Here is a 14,432-nt window from a genome sequence, read left to right as displayed (position 1 = left end):
ACTACCTGTCGCCACCAAAGGCACCTGTTCACAGCAGTTTGAACTCATACCTTGGTCTAGCAGGCAAGGACACTACAAGTCGGTAGAGTCGGAGTTCAGGATCGGTTGTATATTCTGCAGATCACAGTAATACCGAAATAAGAATCATTTAGATCTTGAGGGAGAGGATCATGGGCCCCAACAGCAAATTCAATCCGCTAGCTGCCGGCATTCTGCTGGCCAGTGGTGTTAGTTTCGCTTCTGCCGAACCGGTACTGGAAGAAATTATCGTGACGGCACAAAAACGCCAACAGTCCCTGCAGGAGGTACCCGTGGCCGTGAGTGCATTCGATGAGGATGCACTACAGCAAAATGGCGTCACCGATGTTACCGACCTGCAAAAACTTGCGCCCAACACCACTTTGCAGACCAGCCGGGGCACCAATTCCACGCTGACGGCATTTGTGCGCGGTATTGGCCAGCAGGACCCCCTGTGGGGCTTCGAGCCGGGTGTTGGTATTTATGTCGACGATATTTATATCGCTCGCCCCCAGGGCGCCGTGATGGATTTGTATGACGTGGCTTCCATTGAAGTGCTGCGTGGTCCCCAGGGTACCCTGTACGGCAAAAATACCATCGGCGGTGCAGTCAAATATGTGACCAAGCGCCTCACCGGTGACAGTGAACTGAGCTTCAGCGCGGCCCTTGGCAGTTACAATCAGCGCGATCTGAAAGTGTCCGGGCAAACCGCGCTATCGGATACTGTCTATGTCAGCGGTGCTGTTGCCACATTTCAGCGCGATGGCTTTGGCGAAAATGTGATTACCGGTGAAGACCAGTACAACAAGGATATTGTGAGCGGTCGCATATCTGTGGAAATCAATCCGAGTGAGAGGCTGTGGGTGCGCCTGGCCGCGGATCATACCAAGGACAAGTCCGCCTCAAAGCACGGCCACCGCTTTGGTCCGGGCCTTGCCGGTGAGCCGATCCTCGATAGTGTATATGATACCGAGACCAATTTGCCCAGTGATAACCTGGTCGAGACCTCCGGTGTATCCCTGGCCGTCGAGTATGAGGTTTCCAGCGCGATTACTGTGAAGTCCATCACTGCCAGGCGGGAGGGTAATACCGACACTGTGATCGATTTTGATAGCACCCAGGGTGCCTGGTTTGACGTCCCTGCGATCTACGACGACAAGCAGTTTACGCAGGAGTTCCAGCTCTTGTGGCAGGGGGATAACGCAGATCTGGTGGGTGGTATTTACTACTATGACGGTACCGCCTCCGGCGCTTTCGATGCAGTGCTGGGCTATCTTGCGGCGCCGGCCGGGTTTACCCAGAAAGTGGCCGGTAAGGTGGATACCCGGAGTATTTCCGCCTATGCGCATTACAATTGGCAGTTTGCAGACCAGTGGAACTTGAATCTGGGCGGCCGCTACACCAGAGACAAAAAACAGGCAGCGGTATTTAAGGGTAACTACTTGGGACTCGGCAGTGATTTTTCCCATGCCCTTTACTATGCCGATACCCCCGATCCGGTTTTTCTGGCGGCTTTGACGGATTACACCGGTGAGAACGACTGGGGCCAGTTTTCTCCGCGTATGGGTATCGACTACCAGATTAGTGACAATGCCATGGTGTATCTGTCCTACAGCGCGGGCTTTAAATCCGGTGGTTTTGATATGCGCGGAGATGCGAGCGTAAATCCGGAAACTGTCGACGGCTATGACCCGGAAACGGTTGACAGTGCAGAATTGGGCTGGAAGCTGGATTTGCTGGGCAACCGCCTGCGCCTTAACGGCGCCCTGTTCCGGGCCGATTACACGGATATGCAGGTTACCACCCAGACGCTGGTTCCCGGTGGCGGTTTTGCCAGTGCGGTGCTGAATGCCGGCGAGGCCCGTATCCAGGGCCTCGAGCTGGAAGCTTCTTTGGCGGTGACGGACAATCTGACGGCCAATGCGGTCCTCGGTCTAATTGATGCGAAATTTATCGAGTTCCAGAGCGGCGGTGAAAATATCGCCGATACATTTGATATGCAGAATACGCCAGATACCACAGCGATGGTGCAGTTGAACTGGTCTGTCCCCATGGCCGACGGCGAACTGGTGTTCAATCCATCGGTATCCTACCGTGCGGATACGCAGATTTTTGAAACGCCGGGTATTCTCGATCAGAAGGCTTATACCCTGGTGGATGCCACTGCAACCTATTACCCGGGATCAGGCAACTGGAGTGCCAGCCTGATCGGTAAAAATCTCAGCGATAAAACCTACCGCATTGCCGGTTATGATTTTGGCGCGCCTTTCCAAACAGGTTTTTACGGCGCTCCGCGCACCCTGGCATTGGCGTTCAATTACGATTTCTAGCGCTTGATCCGGCGCTCAGCTGACCGGGTTGGAGATAGATTCAGTTGAAAACCTGCGCATTTACTGCCGCTCTTCTGTGAGCGGCTTTTTTGTGTCCTAGAAACCGGTAAACTGCAAGTCAATTAGCTTTCAGCTGCTCCAGGTGTTCCCTGGCACTTGTCCAATGGCGGGGAGGGGGGTGGTTGGTCGCCTCTACAACGTATTTCCTGTCAGGTGGTGGGGGCGAGTCCGGGCAAACCAAAGCTCTGCCCAAACCACACAAGGACATATCCCTCAGGGTAACGGACAAGCTGCCGGTTATTCCAGGGACAGGTTGGGCCGGGTAGGTCAACTTCAGAACCGGGGTCACCGGTTCCTGCTGGAGAAAATCCTCCGGGTTGAGCCCAATGCTATCGCAAGTGCGCTGGCCCCCAGCTAACACCAACACCAGTGAAGCACCTTTGCTAGAGCTGTTCTTCCAGCAGGCCCAGCTGTAGGCCTCCACTGCGGCCCTGGGGGCCGGTAACAACGGCGACGCTGGCCCTGTTCGGGTCCAGATAAGTGGCGGCTACTCGCTGCAGGTCTGCCAGGGTCACCTCCGTTACCTGCTTGCGAAACGCCTGGCGCACTGCGTGGCTGCGACCGTACAGGGCGGAGTGAAAATTCTTTTGGCCTCTCCGGCGGGTGAGCCGGGCTTGTCCAGTCCGCCGATGACGCCGAGAATCGCTTCTTCCACCTGTTCGGCTTTGTGCTTCCCCGCTGCCAGCCACTTCAGGGACGCATCAAAATCGTCCAGGGTTTCCCCAGGCGTGGGTCTCGGTAAGAGAAAAAGCGAAATACACCAATATTGCTGTCCTGGGCCGCACCACTGCCATAGGCACCCCCGTTCGCGGATAGCGCGGTGCAGGAAGCCATTGCGCAAAAAGCCACCCAATACGGAAAGCGGCGCTGCATCAGAATGTGATAGCGGAACAGTGGCATACGCCTTGGCACAGAAATTTACTTGGCTGTTGACGATCCAAAGGGCCTGTATGTGTTTGTATTCAAAAGGTGCCTCGGGATTGGCTGGCGCTTCAGTGGGGGTGGCAGTGAGTGGCGACAAGGCCTGGCTAAAGTCGTCGAGCTTTTCCGCCTCGCCAATCAACAGGAACTGGCGTGGTGCGGCAAGAATTTTCCGGTGGATCGCCTGGAACTGCGTGGAGAGCTTCTGCAGTCCTGCTTTGTGCTCGAGATCGCGTACCAGCCCCTTGAGATTGCGCAAACCGAGCAGACCGCCACTGGCGTGGCTTTCAAAAGCGGCGCGATTGTACCCCGCGCTGGCCGCGGCCATGGCGAGGGCGTGGCCATTGTCGACAACGCCCTGCTCGCGGCGGGCCAGGGTCTGTTGCAGTAATTCCCGGATGCGGGCGGACTCATCGAAACGCACTTGCTCCATGGTGGCCTGCATCAGGTTGGTCAATGCACCCTGGTTGCGTGCCAGCGCTTTACCGGACAGGATAAAGTGACCGGATAGAGTATCGAGGTTGTCGATGGCGGTACGGCTGCTGGTGAAACCGTGCAATGCACCGGCCACGCGGGTCTGCCACTGCTGGACTTGCAGGTAGTCTCTGTCCCCCAGGCCAACTTCACTCAGGATTTGACAGTAGTAGGGGAGCAGCTGGTGTTCCTCCTCACTGAGTTCCGGCAGGGCGCACACCATCTGCTGGTAGACAAGGCCGTTGGTACCAGCGCTGTAGCGGGTCAGTTTTTGCGCTCCCAAGGAGGTCTTTTCACCCTCTACGTCCGGCAGTTCCGCGGGAATATCCTCAACGCCAACTTTTGGCAGGATTGAGGCATCGTCCTCGCGGTTTTGCCGGTCTGCCAGCGCCCTGGTGGTCTCGATAATATGGCTTCGGTCTTTTTCACTGAGGCGCGATTTGATCTGCGCAAGCTGGTCTTTTTCCGCCCGCGCGCGGCGTGTTGCCAGCTGGTCATCGGGGCTCAGTACCAGGCGCACACGGTGCTGGTTTTCCAGCAGCAGTGCACGGGCTTTGCCGGCAATAAAGGTCGGGTCCTTGATCTGTTCGCGCAGTCTCTCCAGGGTGGTGTCGATATTCAGCAGGCCGATGGCATCGCCGCGATGGGTGGCGCCGGTCAGGGCAGTCAGGATCAGCTGCAAACCATAGGGGTAGCCGTCGCCGCCAATCTCGCGCTGCTGTAATTCCAACTGGTGCAAGCTTGCAGCAACCTGTTCGTAGGGGATGCCGTTTTGCGCAACTTCTGTCAGTATTGCAAGTACCTGTTTCTCGAACTCGTCGGCGTGCTCCCGTTCACTGCCCTCAATACCGCAGACAAATACCAGTTCACGCTGGGAATCATCCAGCCCCACCAGCGGAGAGGGGGCAGTGCCCAGATCGGTGGTCTCCAGCAGTTTCATGAGGGGTGAGGCGCTATTGTCCAGCAGTACGCCGGCGAGCAGGTGCGCCGTCAGGGCCTCTTCCTGGTCGGTGACATCACCCAGCAGCCAGCTCAGGACGATATGGGTTTTGCCACTGGGTTCCTCGCCGTTCAGGGGGTAGTGTTCCTCCACTTTGAGCGGTGCCTGGTAGCGATCCTCGCGGCCGACAGCGATGGCTTTTTCCAGTTGCTCGAACTTGTGCAGGGCCCTTTCCTCGAATGCCGCCTGGTGCTCTGCGGCGGGAATATCGCCGAAGGTCATAAAGATAGCGTTGCTCGGGTGATAGTGGCTGCGATAAAAAGCGACCAGCTGTTCGTAACTGAGTTTGGGGATATCGGTTGGTTCACCACCGGAGTTGTAGTGATAAGTGGTGGTGGGGAACAGATACTTACTGAGGGTGTGCCAAAGCTGGGCGCTGACGGAACTCATGGCGCCTTTCATCTCATTAAAGACCACACCCTTGTACACCAGATCGCTGTCGGGGTTACCGGCTTCGGAGAATTCCAGTCGATGCCCTTCCTGGGCAAAATCCAGTGGGTCCAGTCGCGCAAAGAAAACCGCATCCAAATAAACGCTGAGCAGGTTGTCGAAATCCTTGCGATTCTGGCTGGCAAAGGGGTAGGCGGTCCAGTCGGAACTGGTGAAAGCGTTCATAAAGGTATTGAGAGAGCGGCGGATCATCATAAAGAAGGGATCCCGCACCGGATACTTGTCACTGCCACACAGTGCGGTGTGCTCAAGGATATGCGCCACTCCGGTGGAGTCCCCGGGCACTGTGCGCAGTGCCAACAGGAAAACATTCTCCGGGTTGTCTGCGGCAATATGCAGGTGCTGGGCACCGGTGGTGACATGGCGATATTCCTCGACGCACACGCCGAGAGAATCGATTTCTGCGTTGGTAACCAGTTCAAATGCGGGATGTGAGTTGCTCAAAGGACAGTTTCCTGGAGTTATTTGAATCTTGCCGCCGGCCTCCGCCGCCGTCGAAAGGGCGCTATTCTACCGCTTGCAGGCATCGGAAAGACAGTGTTGACAGGGGCGCCGGCATGGCGAAGGTTCGGCCCGCCAAGGCTTCGGCATAAATGTAGACGAACAGGGAGATCGCGGTTGTCCTGGTTGGATATTGCCAGTGTCTCAGGCTTTTTTATCACCTGGGTAGGCTACACCTTATTTGCACGAAAAAAAGCCAGGGAAACCTGGTGCCTCTCCTCCTCTTTGCGATGGTTTCGGGTGGAGTGGATGCTGCGTATGCTGGATCGGGAACTGCGCATGGCGGATACCGCCATACTGGGCAACCTCGAGCGGGTAATCGGCTTTTTCGCCTCCACTAGTATTCTGATTCTGGCGGGTCTGGTCACTGCACTGACGGCCAACAAGGCCGCTATTGCAGTGCTGACCAGTCTGCCTTTCGCTGAGCCCACAACGGTTGAGCAGTTTGAACTCAAGGTGATATTGCTAATCCTGATTTACATCTTTGCCTTCTTCAATTTCACATGGTCTCTGCGTCAATACTCCTTCGCTAATGTGCTTATCGGCGCCACACCTGCACAAAATAGCACTCTTTCTGAAAAGGAGCGGCGCTGTTTTGCCATCAATGCCGCCAAAGTGATTGACCATGCGGGCCACAGTTACAACTATGGGCTGCGGTCCTATTACTTCTCCATGTCTGTATTGGGGTGGTTTATTCACCCTGTCCTGTTTATCGCCAGTTACCTTATAGTGGTCTATATACTCTACCGCCGCGAATTTCTGTCCCGCGCATTGAGATCAATCCTGGCGGCTAGGGAGGGCATTCTGAAAGGTAATTGAGTTTAAAAAATCAAGTAAAAACAGTGAGTTTCCGATGATTTTTAAAGTCTTTGTCAAGGTGTGCTGGCGCTAGCGTAATCGCGTCGCTGTTTTGCCGACGGAACAGCGGAGTAAATCACACCAGCAGGGAGGATGTGGAGGCGAACACTACAGCGGAACTGGCTTCTGTCCCGGCAGATTCCCAGTGACAGTGGAAGCGCTGCCGGCCCCTTTTATTCGCAAAGCCTGGCAGAGAAACCTAAAGTATACGCAGCAGAAACTCCTTGGCAGCGTTGACGCGCGATGCCAGGTAGTCGTTACCACCGCGATCCGGGTGCAGCTTTTGCATCAGCCTGCGGTGGGCACCGACAATCTCATCCCGTCCGGCATTGGCGCCAACCCCGAGGATACGCCGGGCCTCGCCCTCGGTAAGCGGGGGCCCCGCCTGGCGGTGCTCAGCTTTGCGCTGCTGTTGCCCGGGTGATTGGCGGCTTTGGGTGTATTTTTGCAGCAGCGGTGACAGCCATGGCAGCAGGCGGGGGAGCTGGTTGAGCAGACGTCCAAGCACCGGCAGTATCAGCAGGGCAGCCGCGCCAACCCAGTGCAGCCGCCCGCTCAGGGCCAGAATGACCACAATCACGGCTGCACCCAGTACAGCGGCAAGGAAGAGCTGTTTGCGTCGGTTCCCCGGTGCGCTGGACTTGATTTTCTGCCAGATAATCCAGGCGGCGATCAAAATGAGAAACAGAAGAATTAAGCGTGCCAATGACGGCTCCTTATATTGTTAATCGGCGAACATTTTAGGGTATGGATCAAATAGCTCTCTTATCTATTTGATAGTTGGGTGGATTTAGCCTAAGTATGGCTCTGGGCAGATCAGCGGCTTATGGCTATCCTGATGAAAGAAAATTTCAGCACTTGAGACAACAGTATGCAATACGACAAGTTCCAGATACCGGATGCAGATCAGATTTTGCCCGGCCGGCCACAACCGATGGAAATCAGTGGTGTCCACTTTGTCAATGGCAATCCCATCAAGGAGCCATTTCCCGAGGGTACGGAAGTTGCCTTGTTTGGCATGGGCTGTTTCTGGGGCGCCGAGCGCTTATTCTGGGAAACTGAGGGTGTCTTTGCCACCGCTGTTGGTTATACCGATGGCGCTACCGAGAACCCCAATTACGACGAGGTATGCAGTGGGCGCACCGGGCACGCCGAGGTGGTCAAAGTTGTTTACGATCCCACAGTTGTCAGCTATGCGGAGTTGCTGGGTCTTTTCTGGGACCGGCACGACCCCACCCAGGGAATGCGCCAGGGCAATGATATCGGCTCACAGTATCGCTCCTGTATCTTCTGCTATTCCGAAACGCAGAAAGAAGCAGCCGAAGCCAGTAAAGCGGCAATCCAGGAAGCGCTGGATGCAAAAAATCGCGGCAGGATCACTACTGAAATCAGTATGGCTCCGGATTTCTACTACGCCGAGGAGTATCACCAGCAGTACATGGCGAAAAACAAAGAGGCGGTTTGTCCACTGCTGAGCAATCCCATGCATGACTGAAGCCAGGAGGGGTACCTCGGCGCCGCCGTCCCGGTGTGCTTTGCGAACTGCCGCCCCCGGCTCCGCGCTTGCGCATTTCTCCAGTGGGCATTTGGCGTTAATGACGCCCCCGCTGGTGCGCGCACCAGTCGCTCCAACTGCCGGGGTAGAGCAGGGAGTTGCGCCGGCCGGCCAGGTATTGGGCAAAAAAATTCACACAGGCGGTCACTCCGGAGCCACAGTAGTTGAGCAGTGGCCGACCGTTTGAGAGAGACTCCCACTGTTTGCGCAAGGCCTCGGGGGATTTTACCTTACCGCTCGCAGTCTCGGTGATTTCCTGCCAGGGACTGTTAATGGCGGTGGGGATATGGCCGGCGATGGGGTCGATGGACTCCTTCAGGCCCGCAAAGCGCTCGCGATCGCGCGCATCGACCAATTGCCAGGAAGCAGTGTGCAGCCCGGCCTTTACCTGTGCATAGTGAACCAGCAGGTTTTCCTGTGGCTCAGGTTTGAAATCACCCGCCGGGCGCGGAGCGGGCGCACGGGTTTCCAGGGGTTGGCCCGCATCCTTCCAGGCTTGCAGGCCACCATTCAGAATATGGATGCTTTTATGGCCAAAAAAGAAAAACAGGAACCAGGCCCGCGCGGCAAAACCCAGACGGTTATCGTCATAAACAACCACGGGTGTAGTACGGCACACGCCCAGTTTGCGTGCTAACTGCTGGAACTGTGCGCTGCTTGGCAGGGGATGGCGGCCCCCGTATCGCTGCAGGGGCGCTGAGAGATCCCTGTGCAGGCTGGCATAGTGGGCTCCGGGAATATGCCCGTTGGCAAAGGCCCGTGCACCCTTGTCGGGATCTGACAATGCGTAGCGGCAGTCCAGAATCACCGGATCCGCACACGCCTGCAACCGAGTGAGCGCCGCCACTTCGATTAGCGGGTCATCACTGTTCTTTTCCATTGCGTTGTTCCAGGATTTGTGTCGCCCAGAGAAAATATGGGCTGATCAAAGTCCGCTTTCCGGTGTCGATGATTGTGCGGGCAGCGCTTCTGTCTGCTGCGGTTTCGCTGCTTGCTGGTGGTTCAACTCCTGCTGGCGACAGATCAGGGCGGCCTGGGTCTGATCTTCCATCGGGTTGTTGAGAAAGCGCGCGGCGGCCTGTTCGGCGCAGTTGCTCGCCGAAATAATATCGTGGGCCAGTTGTGGGAACAGCAGCCACTGGTGGTTGGGCAATGCCTTGCGCGCAGTATTCACGTCTTCCGGGGACAGCACCGGGTCCAGGCCGCCGTGCAGCACCATGACCGGGGCTGGTGTGGCAATGGCCTGCGATTCCATCAGTGGGGCGGAGGGGATGGCCCAAATACGGCATTGTAACTGCAGCAGGCTCAGGTCCGAACGTGCAGCCCCTCCCAGGATACCGGTTTTGGCGGCATTGGCGCGGGCCTGCTCAAAATCCACAAAGGGAGCTTCCTCGTAACAGAAGTGACTGACGCCGGCGGCATCGCCAAAGTAGGGATCCAGCACGATGTCCATAAAGTCTCCAATGGCTTTCTGAGCGGGTTTGAGTTCTTTATCATCGGGGTTTTCCAGCCCCGCGATCAGTTTTGGCAGTTCGCTGTAGAATTGCTCGTTGTACAGTGCCTGAAACAGGACCCGCAGCAAGCGCTGTCCTGTGAGGACAAAGGGGTAGCGCTGGTCAGAGTAACGGTGCTTGATGGAAATGGTACGAGGCGTTTCGTCCAGGGTCTGCACCAGATTCTCCAGACGGCGGCGCAGGTTCGGATAGCGGCTGTTGCAGGTTTTATGCTGGACACAGTGTTTCAAGCCGCGCTCATAGGCTGTCAGAGAGTCCTGGGCCAGCTGCTGGGCATAGACGATATTGGGGAACACAGCACTGTTGAGTACCAGCGCGCGCACCGATTGAGGGTAATCCCGCGCATAGGTGAGAGCGTAGCGGGCAGCGTAGGATACCCCGTAGAGGTCAAAACTATCGATGCCGAGCAGCACGCGCAGTGCCTCCACGTCCCTGGCGATGGTGGCGCTGTTGTACTGGGCCATATCGCTGCCCTTGCTCAGGCGGCTATAGCAACGCTCCATACTGAAAGTGAATACACGGGCCTCCTCTTCCGGGGAAAGGTTGCGTTGAAAGGCGGTCCGGGCATCCTCAATAAATTCCCTGCAGGTGAGGCGCGGCTGTGCCATACCGGTGCCGCGGGGGTCAATCACTATTAGGTCGCGGCCATCCTCTACTGACATGGCCGCATAGTTAAGCCACAGCCAATCGCTGGCATTTTCCGGCTCCAGGCCCATGCTGGCGCCCGGGCCGCCGGCACCCAGGTGCAGCAGGGGCGCCTTGTTGGGGTTTGGTTTCTTGGCGTGAAAGCGTACGACGGGAAAGTGGATTTTGCGTTTGGATGGATGGGTGTAGTCCTCCGGGACCTCCACCATAAAACACTGGGTCAGGGGCCAGGTGTCACCGGTTTCAAACCAGCAGGGTTTGGGAATCAAGCGGGTATGGGCCTCATCCTGCGCGGCCTGCCCGGGCTGTTGCTGTTGGCCGGCCCGCTCGCAGGCTCCGACCAGCAGGCAGAGCAGAACGGATACGGCGGTGAACGGGCGGAAAGTGTGCACTGAACGCATTCCTTTGAGCTGTAATGGGTTTTTAGAGCGATCTTCCCCGGTACCGTTTAACGGTGGCCAACCCGCGCAATGGGAGCCGACAGGTTCCAGCGCAGGGCGGCCAGGCGAATTGACAAGGTGACAAGCATGGCAATAGCAACAATCAGGTCTCCCGCCAATTTGTCGCTGGCATCCAGAAAAACCAGAACGCTGGCGCCGCTGAGCGCCGCGGTGGCGTAGATCTCACGGCGCAGCAACAGGGGAATATCACCGCACAGCAGGTCCCGGATCACACCGCCTACAGTGCCGGTCATCACGCCCATCACGATGGCAATCGTGGCTGAGTAGCCAAGCTCCAATGTTTTCTGCGTACCGATCACGACAAATACGGCGAGTCCGATGGCGTCGGCCAACATCAGCAGGCGCATGGGCACTTGTAGGTAGCGTATCAGATAAAAGCTGAGCACACCGGTAGTTGCGGCAATCCACAAATAGTAAGTGTCCTGCAGCCAGAATACCGGGAGATTCAGGATGATATCCCTGGTCGTGCCGCCACCGGTGGCGGTAACACAGGCGAGCACCACCGCACCGAACAGGTCCATCTGCTTGTGCCCCGCGGCAAGCACGCCGCTGAAGGCAAATACCACTATGCCGATCAGGTCAAACCCATCCAGCAACTGATCCATAACGTCGTTAAACCTGCAGACTCGCGAGGCAGGGCAGGATAACACTCATGGTCTGGCAAGGGGAGAGACGGCAGGCACAATAGGGCGTCGGGCTTGACGACAGGGGGCCCGCGGTCGGGCCCGGTCGGGTAACCGCCAGCAAGTTCAGACAAAGGCCTGCAGCCCGGTCTGGGCGCGGCCGAGGATCAAAGCGTGTACGTCGTGGGTGCCTTCGTAGGTGTTGACTGCTTCCAGGTTCATCACGTGGCGAATGACGTGGAACTCGTCGGCAATCCCGTTGCCACCGTGCATATCGCGGGCCACACGGGCGATATCCAGCGCCTTGCCGCAATTGTTGCGCTTCACCAGGGAGATCATGGTGGGGTCGAACTGCCTGTTTTCATCCATAATCCGTCCCACCCGCAGGGATGCCTGCAGTCCGAGCGCGATTTCAGTTTGCATGTCGGCCAGTTTTTTCTGGAACAGCTGGGTCTGGGCAAGTGGACGGTTAAACTGCTTGCGATCCAGGCCGTACTGGCGGGCTGCGTGCCAGCAGAATTCACCGGCGCCCATGGTGCCCCAGGAGATGCCGTAACGGGCGCGGTTAAGGCAGCCGAATGGGCCGCGCAGGCCGCCAATGTGTGGGAACTTGTTCTCTTCCGGAACGAATACATTGTCCATGACAATTTCCCCGGTGATGGAGGCGCGCAGGGAGAACTTGCCCTCGATTTTCGGCGCGGACAGGCCCTCCATACCCTGCTCGAGTACAAAGCCGCGAATAATATCCTCATCGTCTTTCGCCCACACTACAAAGACATCGGCGATGGGGCTGTTGGTGATCCACATCTTGGCGCCGCTCAGGCGATAGCCGCCATCCACTTTCCTGGCGCGGGTTTTCATACCGCCGGGGTCGGAGCCCGCATCCGGCTCGGTCAGGCCGAAGCAACCGATCCACTCACCGGTGGCCAGCTTGGGCAGGTACTTCTGCTTTTGTTCTTCGCTGCCGTAGGCATAGATGGGGTGCATCACCAGGCTGGACTGCACACTCATAGCGGAGCGGTAACCGGAATCCACGCGTTCCACTTCGCGCGCTACCAGGCCGTAGCAGACGTAGTTGAGGCCGGCGCAACCATAGCCGTCGATAGTGGCGCCGAGCAGACCCAGTGCACCCATTTCCCGCAGGATCTCCCGATCAAAGATTTCGTGGCGGTTGGCCTCCAGAATCCTCGGCATCAGTTTGCTCTGGCAGTACTCGCGTGCAGCGTCGCGCACCATGCGCTCTTCGTCGGTCAGCTGTTGGTCCAGCAGCAAGATATCGTCCCAGTGGGCGAGGGGCTGATGTTTACTCATGCTTTGTCTCTATTTACCTCTGTTATCGATGTACACCGTTAGAAGCGGTGCTTCAAGCCCGCAGCGTGTCCCGGTGACCCTACAGTTTAGTGTGGCGCATCATACCTAAGTAACTGTGCGGGGGCACTCCCACAGGCCACAAAATTCTCCCGGGCCTTTAAGCCCTTGTGTAAACAAGGGTAAATCGCCTTGCGAGGGGGTTATGTGGCGAGATAATGCCCGCAATAAATCTTTATTTTTGTTCAATTTACATTCTGTTTTCGGTGATATTCCTTGCGCTTTTATCGGATTTTGGCAATTTGTATTCCACTTCTCGCCAGCTGTTCATCCCAGACGATCCAGACTGACCAGCCCGGGAATCAGTTGCAGTTACCGGCAAATTTTCGCGCTTCCGGCACCGTCGCCGCCGAATTGCGCTGGTGGCGCAGCTTCGATGACCCGCAGTTGGATTACTTGGTGCTGCTTGCGCTGAAGGATAACCCGGATATCCAGGCCAGTTACTGGCGCCTGCAGCAAGCAGCTGCAGTGGCCCGTGGTGCCCGTTCCGGGCTCTGGCCTAGGGTGACTGCTCAGACTGAAAATACCCAACAGCGTTTTTCTTCAGGAGACTTTATCGATGAGTCCAACGAAGGTAATAGCTGGAGTACGCGAGTTGCCGCCAGTTATGAAGTGGACTTATGGGGGCGGGTGCGTGCTGGCGCCAGCGCCGCTGAGGCAGGGTTTTTGGCCCGGGCGCAAAACCTTCAGACTGCTGCCCTGAGCCTTGCCGCAGAAGTATCCGCTACCTGGCTGCAACTGCGTGAAGCCTGGGGCCAGCTGGATCTGCTCGAACAGCAGTTGGAAACCAACCGCAAGTCACTGCAGATAATGGAGTTGCGATTCGGGCGCGGTATCGTCGATGCCGCCGATGTGCTGCAGCAGCGCCAACTGGTGCGACAGTCTGAGCAGGTGCTGCTGGAGGTGCAAGCCGATATCGAGACACTCAGAGTCCAGTTGGCAGCGCTGCTCGGTACCACTGAGGTGCAACTCGCAGAGGCTATCCACAAAATCGCGGGTCTGCCGGCGTTGCCGGCCCTGCCGGATACCGGCATTCCCTCCCAGTTGCTGTTGCGCCGGCCCGATGTGCGTGAGGCCCAGCGCAACCTGTTGCAGGGGTACCACCTTGCGGACCAGGCCTGGGCGGACCGGCTGCCGGTATTGGGCCTTTCTGCCGTTGCCAGCAATGGCACCAGCCTGATCAGTGATATCACTGAAAACTGGCTGCTGGCGGTTGCCGTTTCCCTGGAAGGAGTGCTCTTTGACGGAGGTGCCCTGGCTTCGGCGCGGGATCAGGAACAGGCTGCGCTACAGGAACGTTGGTCCCTGTACAGCAGTACCGTGAAGCAGGCGCTGTCGGAAGTGGAATTGGCCCTGATCCGCGAGCATGCGCTGACGCAGGAACTGGTGCATTTGCGTGAGCGCAAGGACCTTTCCGATCTGATTGTCCAGCGCCGCAGCCGCGCCTATACCCGCGGCGCAGTCGATTTTCTCAATCTGCTCACCGCGACCACCGAACAGCAGAGCCTGGCCAGGCAGGTGCTTGCTGCCGAGCGTGAAATGCTTGAGAACCGTGTAACGCTTTACCGCGCGCTTTCCGGAGGATTGCCGCAGGCGGACCTCCCCGCCCCAGGGCCCGTGGATCTGGCGCTGTATCTGGAGGGAAGGAATTGAT

At 57.4% G+C, this 14,432-nt stretch carries 9 protein-coding genes and 1 pseudogene; 4 read left to right on the top strand and 6 right to left on the bottom strand.

The features are described from left to right. Positions 1-170: 170 nt before the first annotated feature. Positions 171-2,348, top strand: coding sequence for a TonB-dependent receptor (locus tag M8T91_RS10010; RefSeq protein WP_301413951.1), 2,178 nt, complete (start codon positions 171-173; stop codon positions 2,346-2,348). Between the two features lie 443 nt (positions 2,349-2,791). Here M8T91_RS10010 and M8T91_RS10005 read toward each other — a convergent pair. Next, positions 2,792-5,697 (bottom strand): annotated as a pseudogene (locus tag M8T91_RS10005) (insulinase family protein). A 174-nt stretch (positions 5,698-5,871) separates the two neighbouring features. On the opposite strand from M8T91_RS10005, the gene M8T91_RS10000 reads away from it, so the two are divergent. Then, positions 5,872-6,573, top strand: coding sequence for a DUF599 domain-containing protein (locus M8T91_RS10000; protein ID WP_301413950.1), 702 nt, complete (start codon positions 5,872-5,874; stop codon positions 6,571-6,573). Positions 6,574-6,811: 238 nt separating this feature from the next. Here M8T91_RS10000 and M8T91_RS09995 read toward each other — a convergent pair whose 3' ends face one another. Next, on the bottom strand, positions 6,812-7,318 hold the full coding sequence (locus M8T91_RS09995) for a J domain-containing protein (RefSeq protein ID WP_301413949.1): 507 nt from the start codon (positions 7,316-7,318) through the stop codon (positions 6,812-6,814). Positions 7,319-7,483: 165 nt separating this feature from the next. Between M8T91_RS09995 and msrA the strand changes: the two genes are divergently transcribed. Beyond that, entirely contained in the window at positions 7,484-8,107 is a 624-nt protein-coding gene (gene msrA, locus M8T91_RS09990; RefSeq protein WP_301413948.1) for a peptide-methionine (S)-S-oxide reductase MsrA, read from the top strand. 97 nt (positions 8,108-8,204) lie between these two features. On the opposite strand, the gene M8T91_RS09985 is transcribed toward msrA, so the two are convergent. The 4 genes from M8T91_RS09985 to M8T91_RS09970 form a co-directional block, all read right to left on the bottom strand. Further along, positions 8,205-9,047, bottom strand: a complete 843-nt coding sequence (locus M8T91_RS09985) for a sulfurtransferase (RefSeq protein WP_301413946.1) — start codon at positions 9,045-9,047, stop codon at positions 8,205-8,207. Between the two features lie 45 nt (positions 9,048-9,092). Continuing rightward, positions 9,093-10,718 carry an alpha/beta fold hydrolase gene (locus M8T91_RS09980; RefSeq protein ID WP_301413944.1) on the bottom strand — a complete coding sequence of 542 codons (1,626 nt, stop codon included), beginning with the start codon at positions 10,716-10,718 and terminating at the stop codon, positions 9,093-9,095. A 56-nt stretch (positions 10,719-10,774) separates the two neighbouring features. Continuing rightward, positions 10,775-11,392 carry a trimeric intracellular cation channel family protein gene (locus tag M8T91_RS09975; RefSeq protein ID WP_301413942.1) on the bottom strand — a complete coding sequence of 206 codons (618 nt, stop codon included), beginning with the start codon at positions 11,390-11,392 and terminating at the stop codon, positions 10,775-10,777. A 144-nt stretch (positions 11,393-11,536) separates the two neighbouring features. Next, positions 11,537-12,721 carry an acyl-CoA dehydrogenase gene (locus tag M8T91_RS09970; protein WP_301413941.1) on the bottom strand — a complete coding sequence of 395 codons (1,185 nt, stop codon included), beginning with the start codon at positions 12,719-12,721 and terminating at the stop codon, positions 11,537-11,539. Positions 12,722-12,994: 273 nt separating this feature from the next. Between M8T91_RS09970 and M8T91_RS09965 the strand changes: the two genes are divergently transcribed. After that, positions 12,995-14,431, top strand: coding sequence for an efflux transporter outer membrane subunit (locus M8T91_RS09965; protein WP_301413940.1), 1,437 nt, complete (start codon positions 12,995-12,997; stop codon positions 14,429-14,431). Position 14,432: the final 1 nt, after the last annotated feature.

It is taken from the genome of Microbulbifer sp. MI-G (genome assembly GCF_030440425.1).
Taxonomy (GTDB): domain Bacteria; phylum Pseudomonadota; class Gammaproteobacteria; order Pseudomonadales; family Cellvibrionaceae; genus Microbulbifer; species Microbulbifer spongiae.
The sequence above is the reverse complement of the archived record's forward strand: the minus strand, read 5'-3'. Positions and strand labels throughout refer to the sequence as shown.

What these genes read in the sequence shown, in the direction of transcription:
- M8T91_RS10010 (WP_301413951.1), top strand. Translation starts at nt 171, where the DNA reads ATGGGCCCCAACAGCAAATTCAATCCGCTAGCTGCCGGCATTCTGCTG.
- msrA (WP_301413948.1), top strand. Translation starts at nt 7,484, where the DNA reads ATGCAATACGACAAGTTCCAGATACCGGATGCAGATCAGATTTTGCCC.
- M8T91_RS09985 (WP_301413946.1), bottom strand. Translation starts at nt 9,047, where the DNA reads ATGGAAAAGAACAGTGATGACCCGCTAATCGAAGTGGCGGCGCTCACT.
- M8T91_RS09975 (WP_301413942.1), bottom strand. Translation starts at nt 11,392, where the DNA reads ATGGATCAGTTGCTGGATGGGTTTGACCTGATCGGCATAGTGGTATTT.
- M8T91_RS09970 (WP_301413941.1), bottom strand. Translation starts at nt 12,721, where the DNA reads ATGAGTAAACATCAGCCCCTCGCCCACTGGGACGATATCTTGCTGCTG.